The organism is Nonomuraea sp. NPDC003201 (assembly GCF_053590415.1).
Genome location: NZ_JBSFTC010000010.1, coordinates 1 through 17,176, shown reverse-complemented (window position 1 = coordinate 17,176; position 17,176 = coordinate 1). Strand labels below are relative to the sequence as shown.

The 17,176-nt window shown below is 71.7% G+C and carries 16 protein-coding genes; 8 read left to right on the top strand and 8 right to left on the bottom strand.

The window, feature by feature from the left end; genetic code table 11:
- Positions 1–39 precede the first annotated feature (39 nt).
- Together ACWDX9_RS06905 and ACWDX9_RS06900 are read left to right on the top strand one after the other, a co-directional pair.
- On the top strand, positions 40–744 hold the full coding sequence (locus tag ACWDX9_RS06905) for a FadR/GntR family transcriptional regulator (RefSeq protein ID WP_449949905.1): 705 nt from the start codon (positions 40–42) through the stop codon (positions 742–744).
- Positions 745–790: 46 nt separating this feature from the next.
- Positions 791–1,546 (top strand): hypothetical protein, encoded by a 756-nt coding sequence (locus ACWDX9_RS06900; protein WP_449949903.1) that lies wholly within the window; start codon positions 791–793, stop codon positions 1,544–1,546.
- 21 nt (positions 1,547–1,567) lie between these two features.
- Here ACWDX9_RS06900 and ACWDX9_RS06895 read toward each other — a convergent pair whose 3' ends face one another.
- From ACWDX9_RS06895 to ACWDX9_RS06875, 5 genes are all read right to left on the bottom strand, one after another.
- Positions 1,568–2,368: an SGNH/GDSL hydrolase family protein gene (locus ACWDX9_RS06895; RefSeq protein ID WP_449949901.1), complete on the bottom strand. Its 801-nt coding sequence runs from the start codon at positions 2,366–2,368 to the stop codon at positions 1,568–1,570.
- The gene (locus tag ACWDX9_RS06890) at positions 2,365–2,940 is read right to left on the bottom strand and encodes a PadR family transcriptional regulator (RefSeq protein ID WP_449949898.1); all 576 of its coding nucleotides are present in this window, start codon (positions 2,938–2,940) and stop codon (positions 2,365–2,367) included. Before ACWDX9_RS06890 ends, ACWDX9_RS06895 begins: the two co-directional genes overlap by 4 nt.
- Before the next feature lie 59 nt (positions 2,941–2,999).
- A complete protein-coding gene (locus ACWDX9_RS06885) occupies positions 3,000–4,523 on the bottom strand; it encodes a nickel/cobalt transporter (protein ID WP_449949895.1) in 1,524 nt (507 codons plus the stop codon).
- The gene (locus tag ACWDX9_RS06880) at positions 4,520–5,719 is read right to left on the bottom strand and encodes a tetratricopeptide repeat protein (RefSeq protein ID WP_449949893.1); all 1,200 of its coding nucleotides are present in this window, start codon (positions 5,717–5,719) and stop codon (positions 4,520–4,522) included. Before ACWDX9_RS06880 ends, ACWDX9_RS06885 begins: the two co-directional genes overlap by 4 nt.
- Positions 5,720–5,873: 154 nt before the next feature.
- Positions 5,874–7,250, bottom strand: coding sequence for a DUF4331 domain-containing protein (locus ACWDX9_RS06875; RefSeq protein ID WP_449949890.1), 1,377 nt, complete (start codon positions 7,248–7,250; stop codon positions 5,874–5,876).
- Between the two features lie 229 nt (positions 7,251–7,479).
- Between ACWDX9_RS06875 and ACWDX9_RS06870 the strand changes: the two genes are divergently transcribed.
- The 3 genes from ACWDX9_RS06870 to ACWDX9_RS06860 all read left to right on the top strand — a co-directional run bounded on the left by ACWDX9_RS06870 (position 7,480) and on the right by ACWDX9_RS06860 (position 11,825).
- Entirely contained in the window at positions 7,480–9,186 is a 1,707-nt protein-coding gene (locus ACWDX9_RS06870; protein ID WP_449949887.1) for an ABC transporter ATP-binding protein, read from the top strand.
- A 69-nt stretch (positions 9,187–9,255) separates the two neighbouring features.
- Positions 9,256–10,905 carry a urocanate hydratase gene (hutU, locus tag ACWDX9_RS06865; RefSeq protein ID WP_364250931.1) on the top strand — a complete coding sequence of 550 codons (1,650 nt, stop codon included), beginning with the start codon at positions 9,256–9,258 and terminating at the stop codon, positions 10,903–10,905.
- Between the two features lie 83 nt (positions 10,906–10,988).
- Positions 10,989–11,825, top strand: coding sequence for a MurR/RpiR family transcriptional regulator (locus ACWDX9_RS06860; protein ID WP_449949884.1), 837 nt, complete (start codon positions 10,989–10,991; stop codon positions 11,823–11,825).
- Here the strand turns inward: ACWDX9_RS06860 and ACWDX9_RS06855 are convergent.
- From ACWDX9_RS06855 to ACWDX9_RS06845, 3 genes are read right to left on the bottom strand one after another with little or no spacing between them, the layout of a single operon-like run.
- On the bottom strand, positions 11,805–12,554 hold the full coding sequence (locus tag ACWDX9_RS06855; protein ID WP_449949882.1) for an ABC transporter permease: 750 nt from the start codon (positions 12,552–12,554) through the stop codon (positions 11,805–11,807). The two genes, ACWDX9_RS06860 and ACWDX9_RS06855, sit on opposite strands and share 21 nt — an antisense overlap.
- Complete coding sequence (locus tag ACWDX9_RS06850; protein WP_449949879.1) at positions 12,551–13,504, bottom strand: ATP-binding cassette domain-containing protein; 954 nt, start codon at positions 13,502–13,504, stop codon at positions 12,551–12,553. Before ACWDX9_RS06850 ends, ACWDX9_RS06855 begins: the two co-directional genes overlap by 4 nt.
- 17 nt (positions 13,505–13,521) lie before the next feature.
- The gene (locus ACWDX9_RS06845) at positions 13,522–14,052 is read right to left on the bottom strand and encodes a PadR family transcriptional regulator (RefSeq protein WP_449949876.1); all 531 of its coding nucleotides are present in this window, start codon (positions 14,050–14,052) and stop codon (positions 13,522–13,524) included.
- Positions 14,053–14,109: 57 nt separating this feature from the next.
- Between ACWDX9_RS06845 and ACWDX9_RS06840 the strand changes: the two genes are divergently transcribed.
- From ACWDX9_RS06840 to ACWDX9_RS06830, 3 genes are all read left to right on the top strand, one after another.
- Positions 14,110–14,796 carry an SDR family oxidoreductase gene (locus ACWDX9_RS06840; protein ID WP_449949873.1) on the top strand — a complete coding sequence of 229 codons (687 nt, stop codon included), beginning with the start codon at positions 14,110–14,112 and terminating at the stop codon, positions 14,794–14,796.
- 26 nt (positions 14,797–14,822) lie between these two features.
- Positions 14,823–15,992 (top strand): allantoate amidohydrolase, encoded by a 1,170-nt coding sequence (locus ACWDX9_RS06835; RefSeq protein WP_449949870.1) that lies wholly within the window; start codon positions 14,823–14,825, stop codon positions 15,990–15,992.
- Positions 15,983–17,176: formimidoylglutamate deiminase (locus ACWDX9_RS06830; protein WP_449949867.1), on the top strand; the 1,194-nt coding region annotated here is incomplete at its 3' end. The genes ACWDX9_RS06835 and ACWDX9_RS06830, both read left to right, overlap by 10 nt.

Here is a 17,176-nt window from a genome sequence, read left to right as displayed (position 1 = left end):
TCAAGACCTGAGGACACGTTGGACGAGTCGGCGCGTTTGATGACGGTGTTGCGCCCGGTGCGGGCCGGCAACGCCTTCGAGGAGACGGTGGAACGGCTGCTCCAGGCCATCAAGCTCGGTGTGGTCCCGCCCGGCGACAAGCTCCCGCCGGAGCGCGAGCTGGCCGTGCGGCTGGGCATCAGCCGGGTCACCCTGCGCGAGGCGATCCGCGCGCTGTCGGACGCGGGCTACCTCGACGTGCGGAGGGGTCGCTACGGGGGAGCCTTCGTCACGTACGTTCCCCCCAAACCGGACGCGGGCGAGCTGCGGCAGGTCGTGGCCGAGATGGGCAGCGACGACCTGTCGGACGCGCTCACGTTCCGCCTGGCGGTGGAGTGCGGGGCGGCCCAGGTGCTGGCCGCCTCCCGCCTCACGGACGACAGGCGGGAGGTGCTGCTCCGCCGGCTGTCGGAGCTGAACGAGGCCCCGATCGAGGACTACCGCCGCCTCGACACGGCCTTCCACCTGTCCATCGCCGAGCTGACCGGCTCCACCCTGCTCGCCACGGCGTGCGCGGACGCCCGCTCGCGGGTGAGCGACCTGCTGAACGCGATCCCCATGCTCCAGGTCAACCTCGATCATGCCGCGAGCCAGCACCAGGCCATCGTGGACGCCATCCTGGCCGGGGACCCGGACGGGGCCCGCCGGGCGGTCACCGAGCACCTGGAGGGCACAGCAGCCCTTTTGCGGGCCTTCCTCGCTTGACGGTCTAGAAGGTGCAGGGGCCCTCGTACCATCTCTTTCTAGAGTCATGGAGAACTGGTTCGAGCACAACATCGTCGCCACAGGACGGCTGCCGCTGTTCTGTTATTTCGTCACGCTCATCGTGGCGTTCATCGCCACGCGCATCAACGTCCGCCTGATCAGGGCGAAGGTCGGCTGGTTCCGCAACCTGAACGTGGGCGAGATGCACATCCACCACATCGTGTTCGGCGTCGTGCTGATGCTGGTCGGCGGGGTCAGCGGGCTCATCGTGTCCTCCGCCTCGCAGGTCGGCTACGCCGTCGCGGCCTCCGTCTTCGGCATCGGGTCGGCGCTCGTGCTGGACGAGTTCGCGCTGATCCTGCACCTGCACGACGTGTACTGGGAGGAGGAGGGGCGCACCTCGGTGGACGCGGTCTTCATCGCGATCGCCGTCACCGGCCTGCTCCTCATCGGCCTGCGCCCCCTGACCTGGGACTACGGCACCCTGGTCAACCCCGGCGCGCTCATCGTGGCCAACCTGGCGCTCGCCGTCGTCACCCTGCTCAAGGGCAAGATCTGGACGGGGATGGCCGGCCTGTTCGTGCCGCCGATGCTGGTGGTGGGCGCGATACGGCTGGCCCGCCCCGGCTCCCCGTGGGCCCGCTGGTTCTTCGCCCAGCGCTCGCCGCGCAAGATGGCCAAGGCCATCCACCGGGAGGAACGGTGGCGGCGGCCGGCGATCAGGGCCAAGATCGCCTTCCAGGAGTTCCTCTCAGGGCGTCACGATCTCCCTTCCACGCGGCGCGGCCGCCGGCACACCTGAGCCGGATGGCGGGGACCTCGGCTACGACGACCCGGATGCGCCGGACATCGCCTGACCTCCGGCGATCACCGGGGTGAGCAGCGGGCGTTTGGCGGTGCGGCCGTCGCCGGAGGACCGGCCGCGGAGGCGGCGGCCGATCCACGGGCCGGCGAAGGTGGCCAGCCAGCGCAGCTCCGTCGACGCCGCGCGCCAGGCGCCCGGGGCGGGCAGCGGTGTCAGGGCCGCCATCCACGTGTCGTCGCTGCCGGGCAGGTCCAGGGCGTGGGCGACGGCGGCGGCGAAGCGGGTGTGCCCGGCCGGGCTCGCGTGCAGCCGGTCGGCGCTCCACATCCGGGCGTCCGTGAAGTCGAGCGGGAACGTGTCCACCAGCGTGACCCCCGGGCGGGCGGCGGCGACGCGGACACGGGCGTTGAACTCGATCAGCCTGGGCCGGAGCGGTCGGGCCATCGGCGCGATCCTGGCGATGTCGGGGAAGGTCATGGTGACCACGTGCACGCCCTCGGCGGTCAGCCGGACGATCATGTCCTCCACGATGCCCGCCACCACGGCGGCGTCGAAGCCGGGGCGGATGATGTCGTTCATGCCCGCCATGACCGTGACCAGGTCGGGGCGCAGCGCCAGGGCGGCGGGCAGCTGCTCGGCCTGGATCTCGGCCGCCTGGCGGCCGCGGACCGCGAGGTTGGCGTAGAGCAGGTCCGGGTCGGCGGCGGCCAGGTGCTCGGCGAGGCGGTCGGCCCAGCCGCGGTGGCCGGTGACGTCGTCGCCGTCCCCGAGGCCCTCGGTCTGGCTGTCGCCGATGGCGACGTAACGCACGTAGGTCATGGCGTCGTCCTCTCCGTGTGGGCCGCGCGTCCGGTCAGGGTCCGGGCGGTCTCCAGGCACCAGTCGCGCATCTCGCGTTCCAGGCGGCAGCCGGCCAGGCAGGACAGGTAGGGGCCGACGCGCTCGCCCCGGCGCAGGAACGTCTCCTCGTCCAGGTCACCGCGTACGCGCAGGAGGGTCTGCTCGAAGAAGGCGAGCCTGACCGCGGCCTCCTCGGCCCGCTCCCGGAGCTGCTCGATCACGGGCCCCGGGTCGACGTGGTCCACGGCGTGCACCTTGACGGCGAGGTCGTCGCGGATGAGCAGGGGCTTGGGCGGGGTCGCGGCGAAGGCCGCCAGCTCGGCGGCCCCGGCCTCGGTGACCGTGAACACCCGCTTGTTGGGCCGGCCCGTCTGGACGACCTCCCGGCCCGCGATCAGCCCGTGGGCCTCCAGCTTGGTCAGCTCCGCGTAGAGCTGCTGCGGGGCGGCGTACCAGAAGTTGGAGACGCCGACGTCGAAGATCTTGGTGAGCTGGTAGCCGCTGTACTCGCCGCCGAGCAGGGCCGCCAGCATGGCATGCCTCAGAGCCATGAATAGTCATGTCCATGAGTAGTCATGGACATGACTATATAGGCGTAGATGTACGGACGCTAGAGGGTGGCCACCGAGCGGAGGGCCAGGCCCGCGCCGAGCAGCACCACCATCGCGGCCGTGCCCACCGGGGCCAGGCCCGAGAGCCTGGCGGCCAGGCGGCGGCCCGCCGAGGCGCGCTGTTCCAGGCGGTCCACCAGCTTGACCAGCAGGAGCCCGGTGGCGGTGAGGGTGGCGGCCATGCCGATGCCGTACGCGGTCACCAGCGCCACGCCGAACCAGGTGCGGCCGAGCGCGATGGCGCCGAGGAGCACGACGAGGGCCGACGGGCTGGGGACGAGCCCGCCCGCGATGCCGAGCCCCACCAGCCCTGCCCGTTTCGTCGCCTCCTCGCCGTCGTGACCGTGGCCGTGCCCGTGCCCGTGCCCGTGCCCATGACCGTGACCGTGACCGTGACCGTGTCCATGACCGTGACCGTGTCCATGACCGTGGCCGTGTCCATGACCGTGGCCGCGGCCGTGCGGGGAGGTGCCGCGGCGGGCGTTCAGGAGGAGGCGGAAGCCGATGACGGCGATCAGCACGCCGCTGGCCACCCCCAGCCACGCCAGCACGGACTCGCCCGCCAGCGCCGTGAACGCGCTCAGCAGCAGCCCCACCACCAGCACCCCGACCGTGTGCGTGGCCGTCACCGTCGCGCCCACCACGAGCGCGTCGCGCGGTCGCCCACGCCGTCCGGCCAGGTACGCGGCCATGATGGTCTTGCCGTGCCCGGGGATCAGCGCGTGCCCGGCGCCCAGCACCACGGCCAGCCCGACCGCCAGCAGCCCGAGCGGGAACGTCAGCGAGTCGGAGCCGATCAGCCCGGCGAACGTCCGGTCCAGGGCGGCCAGCGCGTCCCCGATCGGCCCGCCGATGCCGATCCCGCCGGACACGCCGCCGCCGGGAGCGCCGGAGCCGCCCTGGCCGGGCAGGCCCGCGCCGGGCGCGACGGTCATCGTCGCGGTGCGCTGGTCGAGCGGATTCGCCAGCAGGTCCTCGGGGTACGCGTGCAGCTCCTTGCTCACGCTCACCGCCGGCACCGACGAGCGGACCAGGCGCACCCCGTCGCCCACCGCCGTGATCTCCCGCCAGCCGATCCTGTCCTGCTCGAACCCGTCGGCGAACTCCACGGCCCCCGAGGCACGGACTTCGGCCACGAGCCGGCAGGTCAGCCGGCTGGTCTGGAGGCCTCCTTGGCCGGGGGCGTAGGCGAAGGCGGAGCCGGCCACCAGCCACGGCACCGTCCGGCCCGCCACCGTGAGCCGCTGGGCGGCGGCCAGCGCGCCGCAGCGGCGGGCCCCGTACGAGGCGTCCACCTGCGGCTTGGCCTGCAGCGTGGGCAGTTCGGCCGCGTCCACGACGGCGAGGTTGCGCACGTCGGAGGGCGAGATCCGCAGCCCGTTGTAGTGGTTGACGGTGAAGCTGCCCAGCGGGTGCATGGCCACGGGCGCGGCCTTGGCCGCGGCGACCAGGACGACGCTCAGGCCCAGCGACAGCACCAGACCCATCGCGACGGACAGCAGGCCGAGCCGGATGACTCTCATGAGAACCTCGCCAGTGCGGACAGTGTCGGGTCGAAGCCGGCGTCCACCTTGACGGACCGGCCCAGCGCCTGCTCGATCTTGGCGCGGTGGTACTTCAGCAGCGGGTTCTGCCAGCCGGTCGCCGTGGCCTTCTCGGCGTACGGCAGCGCCTCGGCCGGCTTGCCCGCCTTGAACAGGGCCCACGCGAGGGCGTCGGCGGCGACGAGGTTCGGGTTGCGCGCGTACTCGGCCCTGGCGTGCTCGACCGCCAGCGCCGGGTCCCCGTGGTCGGCCTCGAACTCGGCCCAGGTCAGGTCGTCACGCACGCCCGCGGCCTGGAACAGCTTGCGCTGCGCCTTCAGCAGGGTCCAGTCGGCGGGCCGGCCCGCCTTGATCTGGGTCTCGCCCTGCTCGATCAGGTATTGGGGAAGCGGGAGGCGTTCGACGACGCTCTGGTAGAGGCCGAGCGCCTCGGTCAGGCGGCCGCTCAGCGCGGCGGTCCTGGCCTGGCCCGCGAGCGCCGGGGTGTAGCCGGGGTAGGCCTGCAGGGCCTTGGCGTACCAGCCGGCCGCCGTGGACAGGTCGCCGGAGTGGAGGGCCAGCTCGCCCAGGTAGTAGCGGGCGTAGGCGAGGTCGGCCGGCTGCCAGGCGTCGTTCTGCGCCATTTCGAGGTACTTGCGGGCTCCGGCCCTGTCGCCGCGCAGCTCGGCCGCGTACGAGGCGCGGGCGAAGGCCGCCACCCCGGGGCGCAGGCCCAGCATCTCGTCCACGGCCCGCCGCGCCCCGCGCAGGTCCCCGAGCTGGGTCCGCGCGTCGGCCAGCACGCCGTAGGCCGGCGCGCCGTACGGGTTGACGCCGATCGCGCGCTCGGCCAGCCGCACCGCCTCGGCGAAGTCGTGCCGCCCGGCGGCCAGCGCCGCCTGGCCGGTGAGCACCGCGTCGTCCTCGGCCCGCAGCTTGGCGGCCGTGGTGATCGCGCCCTCCGCCTTCGTGTAGTACGACGGGTCGCCGGTGATCCTGGCCTGGTCGACGTACTGGGTGGCGAGCTGGGCCCAGCCGCGGTAGTCGCCCGGCAGGCGCTTGAGCCGAGCCTGCAGCGTCTCGGTGAACGGCTTGTCCGCCACCGGCCCCGGCGCGGGCGCCGCCGAGAACGACAGGATCGTGAAGGTCATGGCCCCGATGAGGGCAAGCCCGGCGAATATCACGAAGGCACGCATGTCCAAGGCTCCAGGGTGCTGGGGAGTTGGCCGGCCGGCCGTGACGGGGAGCACGGCCGGCCGGCCTCAGATCGGCGGCAGACGGTGGGAGAAGGGTGGTCTGCCGCCGGGGGCTGACCGGCCCGCTTGGAGAGGGAGCAGGCCGGTCGGGGAGTCAGCGCTGGTTCACCGCGACGTTGCCGGGCAGCGGGATGTACGGGAACGACTGGAGGATCGGCTTGTCGTTCCTGTCCACCTTGTCCGTCAGCCCGGGCACGAGCTTGCCGGTCACCGCGGCGCCGGCCACGGCCTGCAGCTCGATGTCCACGACGTCGTCGATGAGACGGCGGCCGTTCGGGAACCCCTGCAGGTCGCCGGCCAGCACGCCGAGGCGGTTCGGGTCCTTCGCGGGCGGGATCGCCATGTTCAGCCGCAGCATCTCGGAGGGGCGCAGCTTGCCCGCGTCCTTGTTGAGCACCTGCGAGTTCAGGTCGGCCTTGATCGGGCCGTTCTGCTTGGCGATGCCGGTCAGGAAGATCTCGGCCAGGTCGTTGCGCGGGGTCGCGGGGGCCTTGATGCCGTAGATGGCCTCCAGCAGCCTGGCCACCTCGGGGTCGAGGACCCGCTTGACCAGCGGCGCCACGTCGGCGTCCTTCTCCGGGGGCAGGGCGTTGAAGGCGTCCTTGAGCCCGGCGGGCGAGACGACCTCGTTCACCAGCGGGTTGCACAGGCGCGAGACCTGCACGTACCTGCTGCCGTTGAACTTGTCGGTGGTCGAGCAGACGCCGATCACCGGGTTGCGCCTGACGTCGCCCTTGAGCGCCAGCTCGGAGGAGGGCACCTGGAGGGCCACGCTGTTCACGTTGTAGCCCCGGGTGGTGTCCTGGCCGACCTCGGACAGGTTGCCGCCGTAGAGCAGGTCGAACACGCGCAGGTCCAGGAAGAACGCCTCGTCGGCCTGGCCGGCGAACGACTTGCCGCCGCCGGGCAGGCTCTTGATGGACTGGGCGCGCAGGGTGCCGTAGTCGGGCATCGAGGCCGGGCCGACGTTGCTCGGCGCGACGATGCCGTCGTGGACCAGCGTCCGGGTGCCGCTGGGAGTGATCTTCCTGAGCGTGTAGCGCTGGCGGAAGAGCAGGTTCGGGTCGTCGAGCGAGGTCACGGGGCCGTTGTTGTACAGGAACGTGGTGTTGCCGCGCTTGTCCTCGTTGCGGAACGTCCACTCGTACGTGATGTCGGGCCTGGCGTCACCGTCGTTGTCGATCTTTATGTTGTAGCGGGACCTGGTGGCGAACGGGTAGAAGTTCGGGCCGCCGTGAGGCTCCTCGAACGGGATCCAGTTGGCCAGCAGGGTCACCGTGTCGGCCTTGTCAGGGCTCACGAACGCGTACACGTCGGTGTTGTCGTGCTGGGGGTCGCCCGCGATCATGGGAGCCTCGCGGTGCGAGGAAGCGATGCCGGAGTCGGTGCGGAGCACGGCCAACGACGACGCGGCGACAGCTGCGGCGAGGCCAAGTCCGACTAGAGCGCGCCGGTTGATCCGGAGCTCCATTTTCGGTCCTTTCGGAAGGGCTGATCGTTTACTGCGAGGTTCCGGCCGGGTTCCTCGACGCCCTATTCGTCCGCCGGACGCTTCCGGATGTCGCCTCCTCCTCAAGAATGAGGGTCAACGAAAGTTGACATACTTAAGTCGTCAATCTAGGTTGACCCTGTCGAAGCGGTGCGGATCGCGCGGTCCCGTTCGTTAGAGCAAGTCGAGACATGTCGTGGAAGGAGATGTGGTGGTCAAGGAGTTGCTCTCCCACGTCCGCCCGCACCGGAAGATCCTGATCCTGGGCGGATTACTGGGCTTGATCGGCTCGGCGGCGGGTCTCGCCATGCCGTTGCTGGCCAAATACGTCGTGGACGCGTTCGGCGAGACCGGCTCGATGGCCGGGCCGTTGCTGGGGCTGACCGCGGCGGTGCTGATCGGCGCGGTCGTGTCGGCCGCCGGAAGCTATCTGATGGAGCGCACGGGCGAGGGCATCGTGCTCGGCGCCCGGCGCAAGCTCGTGGACCGGATGCTGCGCCTCAAGGTCGCCGACGTGGACCGGCTCAAGCCCGGCGACCTGCTGTCGCGGGTGACGGGCGACACGACCTTGCTGCGGGCCGTGCTGACCAACGGGATCGTCGAGTCCGTCAGCGCCACGTTCATGCTGGTCGGGGCGATCATCATGATGGCGACCATGGACGGCGTGCTGCTGCTGGTCACGCTGCTCGTGGTGGTGGTGATCGGCGGGCTCGTCGCGCTGATCATGCCGAGGATCCAGCGGGCGCAGACCCATGCCCAGGAGGCCGTGGGCGAGATGGGGGCCGTGCTGGACCGGGCACTGCAGGCGTACCGGACCGTCAAGGCCAGCGGCGCGGAGGATCGGGAGATCGCGGTGGTGGGCGACGCGGCGGTGCGCGCCCGCGACCGGGGGCTGCAGGTCGCCGGGTGGACGTCGCTCGCGGGAGTGGCGACGTGGATGGCGGTGCAGATCGCGTTCCTCGCCGTGCTGGCCGTCGGCGGGGCCCGGGTCGCGTCGGGGACGCTTGAGGTGTCGTCGCTGATCGCGTTCCTGCTGTACCTGTTCTACCTGGTGCCGCCGATCGGGCAGCTCGTCCAGGGCGGCGTCCAGCTCCAGCAGGGGCTGGCCGCGATGAAGCGGATCAAGGAGATCGAGGACCTGCCCGCGGAGCCGGTCGGCGCCGCCGTCGCGGGGACCTCCGAGCCGGTCGGGGTGACGTTCCGGGACGTGGTCTTCAAGTACGGCGACGACCGGCCGACCGTGCACGACGGGGTCACCTTCGAGGTGCCGCCCGGCGGGCTGACCGCGCTGGTGGGGCCGTCGGGCGCGGGCAAGTCGACGGTGTTCGCGCTGATCGAGCGCTTCTACGACCACCAGAAGGGGCTCATCACCATCGGTGGTCGCGACATCCGCGACTGGCCGCTGGGCGAGCTGCGGGCCGCCCTCGGGTACGTCGAGCAGGACGCCCCCGTGCTGGCCGGCACCCTCCGGGAGAACCTGCTCTTCGCCGCCCAGGACGCCACCGAGGACGAGCTGCGCCGGGCCCTCGCCCGCACCAGGCTCGACGACCTGGTGGACAGGCTGCCCGAAGGGCTGGAGACGCCGGTCGGGCACCGCGGCGTGCTGCTGTCGGGCGGCGAGCGCCAGCGCGTCGCCATCGCCAGGGCGCTGCTGCGCAAGCCCCGGCTGCTGCTGCTCGACGAGGCCACCTCCCAGCTCGACGCGGTCAACGAGCTGCGGCTGCGCGAGGTCATCGCCGAGGTGGCCACGGAGACGACCGTGCTGGTGATCGCCCACCGGCTGTCCACCGTGACGAACGCGGACCGGATCGTGGTCATGGAAGGGGGCGGCGTACGGGCGGTCGGGACGCACGACTCGCTGGTCGGGGAGGACGAGCTCTACCGGGAGCTGGCGGCCACCCAGTTCCTCGTCAGCTAGGTTCATACTGCTGTAGCCGTTGTACCCTGCGGGTGACAAATGTGAATGTTTTCATTCAGGAGGGTCACCATGAGCCGCAGCGTGCGCGCGCCACGAGGCACGACGATCACCGCCAAGGGGTGGCCGCAGGAGGCGGCGCTCCGCATGCTCCAGAACAACCTGGACCCGGAGGTCGCCGAGCATCCCGAGCAGCTGGTCGTCTACGGCGGCTCGGGCAAGGCGGCGCGTGACTGGGCGTCGTTCGACGCGATGGTCAGGACGCTGACGACGCTCGAGGGCGACGAGACCCTCCTGGTCCAGTCGGGGCGCCCGGTGGGCGTGTTCCGCACCCACGAGTGGGCGCCCCGGGTGCTCATCGCCAACTCCAACCTCGTGCCCGACTGGGCCAACTGGGAGGAGTTCCGGCGGCTGGAGGCGGCCGGGCTCACCATGTACGGGCAGATGACCGCCGGGTCGTGGATCTACATCGGCACGCAGGGCATCCTGCAGGGGACGTACGAGACGTTCGCGGCCGTGGCGGCGAAGCGCTTCGGCGGGTCGCTGGCCGGGACGATCACGCTGACGGCCGGGCTCGGCGGGATGGGCGGCGCCCAGCCCCTGGCCGTCACCATGAACGGCGGGGTGGCGATCTGCCTCGACTGCGACCCGCGCTCGGTCACCCGGCGGATCGAGCACCGCTACCTCGACGTGGAGGCGTCGTCGCTGGACGAGGCGCTCCGGCTGGCGTACGCGGCGCGCGACGAGCGCCGTCCCCTGTCCATCGGGGTCGTCGCGAACGCCGCGGAGGCCGTGCCCGACCTGCTCGCCCGCGGGGCCGAGATCGACATCGTCACCGACCAGACCTCGGCGCACGACCCCCTGATGTACCTGCCGCTGGGCGTCGCCTTCGAGGACATGGCCTCGGAGCGGGACAAGGACCCGGCCGGCTTCACCGAGCGGGCCCGGACCTCGATGGCGCGGCACGTGGAGGCGATGGTCGGGTTCAAGGACGCCGGGGCGGAGGTGTTCGACTACGGCAACTCCATCCGGGGCGAGGCGCAGCTGGCCGGCTACGGGCGGGCCTTCGACTTCCCGGGGTTCGTGCCCGCCTACATCAGGCCGCTGTTCTGCGAGGGCAAGGGCCCGTTCCGGTGGGCCGCCCTGAGCGGGGACCCCGCCGACATCGCCGCGACCGACCGGGCCATCCTGGAGCTCTTCCCCGAGAACGAGGGACTCGCCCGGTGGATCAGGAAGGCCGGGGAGAAGGTCCACTTCCAGGGGCTGCCCGCGCGGATCTGCTGGCTCGGGTACGGCGAGCGGAACGTCGCGGGGGAGCGCTTCAACGACATGGTGGCCTCGGGCGAGCTGCGGGCGCCCATCGTGATCGGGCGCGACCACCTCGACAGCGGCTCCGTGGCCTCGCCGTATCGCGAGACGGAGGCCATGGCGGACGGGTCGGACGCGATCGCGGACTGGCCCCTGCTGAACGCCATGCTCAACACGGCCTCGGGGGCCGCCTGGGTGTCCATCCACCACGGGGGCGGGGTCGGGATCGGGCGGTCCATCCACGCCGGCCAGGTGACGGTGGCCGACGGGACCGCGCTGGCGGGGGAGAAGCTCAACCGCGTGCTGACCAACGACCCGGGGACGGGGGTCATGCGGCACGTGGACGCGGGTTACGAGGAGGCCGCCGACGTGGCCGCCGCCCGCGGCGTCCGCATCCCGATGCGCGAATCCTGACCCATCGCGCTTCCGCCACCCATCTGGTGGGGGTCGTGAGGGCGGTGGGATGAGAATGCGGGGTGGGAAGCGTTGGAGGTGGCGTGGCGGACGGATATCACGGTGGGCTGAGCGTGCTGCTGGATGGCCGGAGGCTGTCGCCCGTGCAGCGGAGGATCGCGCACTACCTCACCGAGCATCTCGATGAGGCGATCTTCCTGTCCAGCGTGGAGCTGGCCGAGCGGGCCGGGGTGAGTCAGCCGTCCGTGACCCGGTTCGCGATGGTGCTGGGGTTCGCCGGATATCCCGAGCTGCGGCAGGCGCTGCGCCCGCTCGTGCTGGGCGGCGCGACGGTGGTGGAGCCGCAGGAGAGCCTGCTGCGCGGGGCCATCGACTGCGAGATCCGCAACCTCGCGACCGTCAGGGAGCGGCTGGCGGCCTTCCCGCTCAAGGAGCTCGGCGAGCAGCTGGCCGCCACCGAGCCGCTGCCCGTCGTGGGGCTGCGGGTCTCCTGCGGGCTGGCCACCACCTTCGCCTACTACGCCCGCCGCATCCACCCCGACGTGCGGCTGCTCACGCACGGCGGGTCGGAGCTGGTCGACGGGCTGCACGCGGCCCGCAGGGCGGGCGCGGAGTGGGTGGTGGCCGTGGTCCTGCCGAGGTATCCGGCGGAGGCCGTGCAGGCGCTGGAGTACGCGGAGAAGATGGGGCTGCGAGTGGCGGCCATAACGGATAAGGCGGATTTTCCGGCGGAGGTCGTGCTGGACGCCCCCGTCGGCGACCGGCTCGTGTTCGACTCGCACGCGGCGCCGCTCGCCCTGGCCATGGCCCTGGTCGAGGCCATGGCCGACGCGGCGCCGCTGCGCACCCAGGCCAGGCTCGAGGAGTACGAACGGATGACCGACGAGACCGGTACGTTCCTACCCGGCGATCCTGCGTAGCGAGCGCATCGACCAGATCGTGGTGAGCAGCGCCAGCACGATGAACACCGCGAACGCGATCGGGATCGACGAGTCCGACAACCGCCCCGCGAACAGCGCCCGCCCCGCCTCGACCGCGTGGTAGAGCGGGTTGATCGGGGCGAGCGTCTGCATCCAGCCGGGCGCGAACGAGATCGGGATGAACAGCCCGGCCAGCAGCATGATCGGCAGCATGAAGAGGTTGAGCGTCTGCGACATGCCGTTCTCGTCGCGTACGGTCAGCGCCAGCCCCTGGGACAGCCCCGAGGCGAACAGCCCGGTGGCGGCCATGAGCAGCAGCACCAGCAGCAGTTCGACAGCCCCGATGCGCACGCCCATCGCGATGGCCACGACGAGCACGAGGATCGCCTGGCAGACCAGCACGACCATGTCCTTGGCCACCCGCCCGAGCACGATGGCCGGCCGCCAGGCGGGGCTGACGGCGTACCGCTCGAGCGAGCCGTTGCGCAGGTCGGCGATCAGCCCGAACCCGGAGAACAGCGCCCCGAAGACCGCGATCATCATCATCGACGCCGGCGTGAACATCCGCAGCGCGTCCACCGTCGAGCCGCCCGGCGTCAGCGACTTGAGCAGCGGCGCGAACATGAGCAGGTACAGCACCGGCTGCATGATGCCGAACAGCGGCCAGATCGGGTTGCTGAACGACTTCTTCAGCTCGTAGCCGGTGAACAGGACGGTGTGGCGGATCATGAGGCGGCTCCGGTGTCGCGGAGGGAACGGCCGGTCTTGGCCAGGAAGACGTCGTCGAGCGTGGAGCGGTCGAGCGCGATCGAGCTCAGCCCCAGCCCCTGCTCCTCAAGGGCCCGCAGCAGCGCGGGCAGGGTGTGCTCGCCGTCGTCGACGTAGACGCGCAGCAGGTCCTCGTCGACGCGGGTCTCGCGGGCGTACGGCTTGAGCGTGTCCGCGGCCCGCTCCGGGTCGTCCACCCTGAGCGTGATCACGTCGCCGGAGACCTCCCGCTTGAGCTCCCCGGGGGTGCCCTCGGCCACGACCTGGCCGTGGTCGACGATCATGAGGCGGTCGCACAGCGCGTCGGCCTCGTCGAGGTAGTGGGTGCTGAGCAGCACGCTCGTGCCGGCCTCGCGCAGCTGCCTGATGCGGTCCCAGAGGTTGGCGCGGTTCTGCGGGTCGAGGCCGGTGGTGGGCTCGTCGAGGAAGAGCAGCGGCGGGTTGTGCACCAGCCCGATCGCGATGGCCACGCGCCGCTTCTGCCCGCCCGACAGGGTCCGGCCGGGGCGGTCGGCCATCTCGGTCAGGTCGAAGCGCTCCAGCACCTCCGCGGTGGCCTGCTTCGGGTCGGCCATGGCGTGGATCTTGGCGGCCATCATGATCTGGGCCCTGGCGCTCGTGGTGTCCTCCACGCCGCCGGCCTGGCTCACGTACCCGAGCTTGCGCCGGACGGCGCCGGGCTCCTTGAGCAGGTCGTGGCCCGCGATGGTGGCCGTGCCCGCGTCGGGGGCGATCAGCGTGGAGAGCATCCTGATCGTGGTGGTCTTGCCGGCCCCGTTGGGGCCGAGCACGCCGAAGATCTCGCCTTGCGCGACCTCGAGGTCCACCCCGCGGACGGCCTCGACGGTCTGCGTGCCCTTCCTGCTCCTGGTGGTGAACGTCTTTCGCAGGCCCTGCGCCTGAATGATCATTGGGGGGTTCAGCTCCTTCAGGGCAACTCGTCCGCCTCGACTTGGCCGATCGCCTGCTCGACCCAGTCGAGCTGGGCCTGGACCATGGCTCTGGTCAAGCGGAGGTTCTCGTCAATGTGCTTGGGCGCGCCGTAGCGCTGCTTGGCGCCGAACATGTGCTCGTAGCTGTCGACATACATCCTGAGCCGTAGCATTCTGCTACGAAGCGCGTCGAGAATCTCCTGCTTTTCCAGCCGGTTCATGAACGTCAGCGCCACCTGGAACGGGTCGATGATCGGCTTGATCTCATACCAGGACTGCAGCAGCAGGCGATGAAACTCGGCCCGGCCCGCCTCGGTGATCTCATAGACCACCTTGCCGCCCTTTCCGGCCTCGACGACCGCCAGCAGGCCCTCTTCGGCCATCTTGTTCAGCCCGTGGTAGATCGAGCCGAAGGCCACATTCGCCCAGTGCTCGGTGCCCATCGACTCCAGCCGTCTGCGGACGCCGTAGCCGTTCATGGGGCCTTCCAGCAGAGAACCGAGAATCAGGATCCGTGTCGACGACATGGGCTAAAAGTTTGTATTCAAATTTGTATAGATGTCAACACCAATAGGCTGATCTCCATGAACGAACGACCGACTGCGCTGGTCACAGGCGCTTCGCGCGGGATCGGCGCGGCCGTGGCCGAGGCGCTGGGCCCCACGCACCACGTGATACTCAACGGCCGCGACGAGGAGTCGCTGTCCGCCGTGGCGGCCGGGCTGCCCGATGCGCGGGTCTGGCCGGCGGAGCTGACAGGGGTCACGGAGGCGGACGTCGCCGGGATCGAACGGCTCGACGTGCTCGTGCACTCCGCCGGGATCAACCGGATGGGCCGGATCGCCGACCTGCCCGCCGCCGCGTGGCGCGAGACGCTGGAGGTGAACGTCGTCGCGGTCGCCGAGCTGACCCGGCTGCTGCTGCCCGCCCTGCGCCGGGCCGAGGGGCACGTGGTCTGCGTCAACTCGGGTTCGGGGCAGCGGGCCAACCCCGAGTGGGGCGCCTACGCGGCCAGCAAGTTCGCGCTGAAGGCGTTCGCCGACGCGCTGCGGCTGGAGGAGCCGCGGCTGAGGGTGACGACCGTCTACCCGGGCCGGACGGCCACTGACATGCAGCGCGAGCTGCGTAGCTACGAGGGCGGCGAGTTCGAGCCCGAGAAGTACCTGACGCCGCAGAGCGTGGCGCGGGCCGTGCTGGCCGCCGTCACCGCGGGCCCCGACGCCCACCTCACCGAGCTGACCCTCCGTCCCAGGGGAGGGCCTGTCAACTGAATGGATCCATTCACTACAGTGGGGTCATGCTTGAACCACTCGCGCACATAGGACGGGATCCGGCGACCGGGGGCTACGTCAGGGACGCCTGGTCGGCCGCTGACATGGAGCTACGCGAGTGGTTCGCGGGCGAGGCCGGGCGACGGGGGCTCGACCTGCGCGAAGACCGCAACGGCAACCTCTGGGCATGGTGGGGCGACCCTTCCGGCCGGCCCGGCGTGGTGACCGGGAGCCACCTCGACTCCGTACGGCAGGGCGGCGCGTACGACGGTCCGCTCGGGGTCGTGTCGGCCTTCGCCGCCCTGGACCTCCTGAGGGAGCGCGGGACCACACCGGCCAAGCCGGTCGGCGTGGCCTGCTTCACCGACGAGGAGGGCGCCAGGTTCGGGGTGCCGTGCATGGGGTCGAGGCTGCTCACGGGCGTGCTGGCGCCCGAGCGGGCCCTCGCGCTCACCGACGACTCCGGCGACACGCTGGCCGACGCCATGACGAAGGCCGGGCGGGCGCCGTACGAGCTGGGGCGGGACGACGAGACGCTCGCCACGGTCGGCACGTTCGTGGAGCTCCACGTCGAGCAGGGGCAGGCGCTCGTCCACGAGGGGCGGCCGGTGGGCGTGGCCGCGGCGATCTGGCCGCACGGACGCTGGCGCTTCGACTTCCACGGCCGGGCCGACCACGCGGGCACCACCCGGCTGGCCGACCGGGACGACCCGATGCTGCCGTTCGCCCGCATGGTGCTGGCCGCCCGCGCGGCCGCGGCACGCCGCGACGTGGTGGCCACGGTCGGCAAGGTACGCGTCTCGCCGGGCAACGCGAATGCCATCCCCGGCCTGGTCTCGGCCTGGCTCGACGCCCGCGGGGCGGACGAGGCCGCCGTGCGCGCCCTCGTCGCCGAGCTGACCGAGGAGGCGGGGGCCACGGTGCGGGAGGAGTCGTGGACGCCGGTCGTCGACTTCGACGTGCCGCTCAGGGAACGCCTGGCCGGGGTCGCGGGAGGCGACACGCCCGCGCCCGTCCTGCCCACGGGGGCAGGTCATGACGCGGGGATCCTGGCCTCGGCGGGCGTCCCGAGCGCGATGTTGTTCGTCAGGAACCCCACCGGCGTGTCCCATTCCCCCGACGAGCACGCCGAGCGGGCAGACTGCGAGGCGGGAGTCGTCGCACTCGCGGACGTGCTGGAGGACCTGTGCCGCTGACCTACTGGTGCGAACAGGCCTGGCTCCCCGGCGGAGTCGCGGAGAGCGTGCTCATCGGGGTCGAGGGCGAACGGATCGCGAGCGTCGGCCAGGGCCCGCCGGGCACGGCCGAACGCCTGCCGGGGATCACCGTTCCCGGCCTGGCCAACGCCCACTCCCACGCCTTCCACCGCGCGTTGCGCGGCACCGCCCAGGAGGGCAAGGGCGACTTCTGGACCTGGCGCGAGCGGATGTACGAGGTGGCGGGGGCGCTGGAGCCCGACTCCTACCTCCAGCTGGCCAGGGCCGTCTACGCCGAGATGGCGCTGGCCGGGGTGACCTGCGTGGGCGAGTTCCACTACCTGCACCACGGGCCGGACGGCCGCCCGTACGGCGACGCCAACGAGATGGGCCACGCGCTGGTCCGAGCGGCCCGCGAGGCGGGCCTGCGCATCGCGCTGCTCGACACCTGCTACCTGACCGGCGGCATCGGCGCCCCGCTCACCGGCGCGCAGTTGCGCTTCACCGACGGCGACGCCGAGCGCTGGGCGGTCAGGGCCGACGACCTGGCGGCGGCCTACGAGGGGCAGCCCGACGTGGAGATCGGCGCGGCCATCCACTCCGTGCGCGCGGTGCCGCCGGAGCAGATGCCGGTCGTGGCCGAGTTCTCCCACCGGCACGCGGGCCCCCTGCACATGCACGTGTCCGAGCAGCCGGCCGAGAACGCCGCCTGCGTGGAGATGTACGCGGCCACGCCGGTCCAGGTGCTGCACGAGCGGGGCGCCCTGGGGCCGCGTTCGACCGCCGTGCACGCCACCCACCTGACCGACGTGGACATCGAGCTGATCGCCCAGTCCGGCACGCACATCTGCATGTGCCCCACCACCGAACGCGACCTCGCCGACGGCATCGGCCCGGCCAGGGCGGCCGCCGACCGGGGCGCGCAGATCACGCTCGGCTCCGACAGCCACGCCGTGATCGACCTGTTCGAGGAGGCGCGCGGGGTCGAGCTCGACGAGCGGCTGCGCAGCGGCAGGCGCGGCAACTGGAGCGCCGCCGACCTGCTCGCCGCCGCGACCGTCGCCGGCCACGCCTCCCTCGGCTTCCCCGACGCGGGGCTGCTGGTGCCCGGCGCGTGGGCCGACCTGGTGTCGGTACGGCGAGCGCGGTGCGGTAGGCGCCGAGCAGGTCCCCCGCGTCCGCAC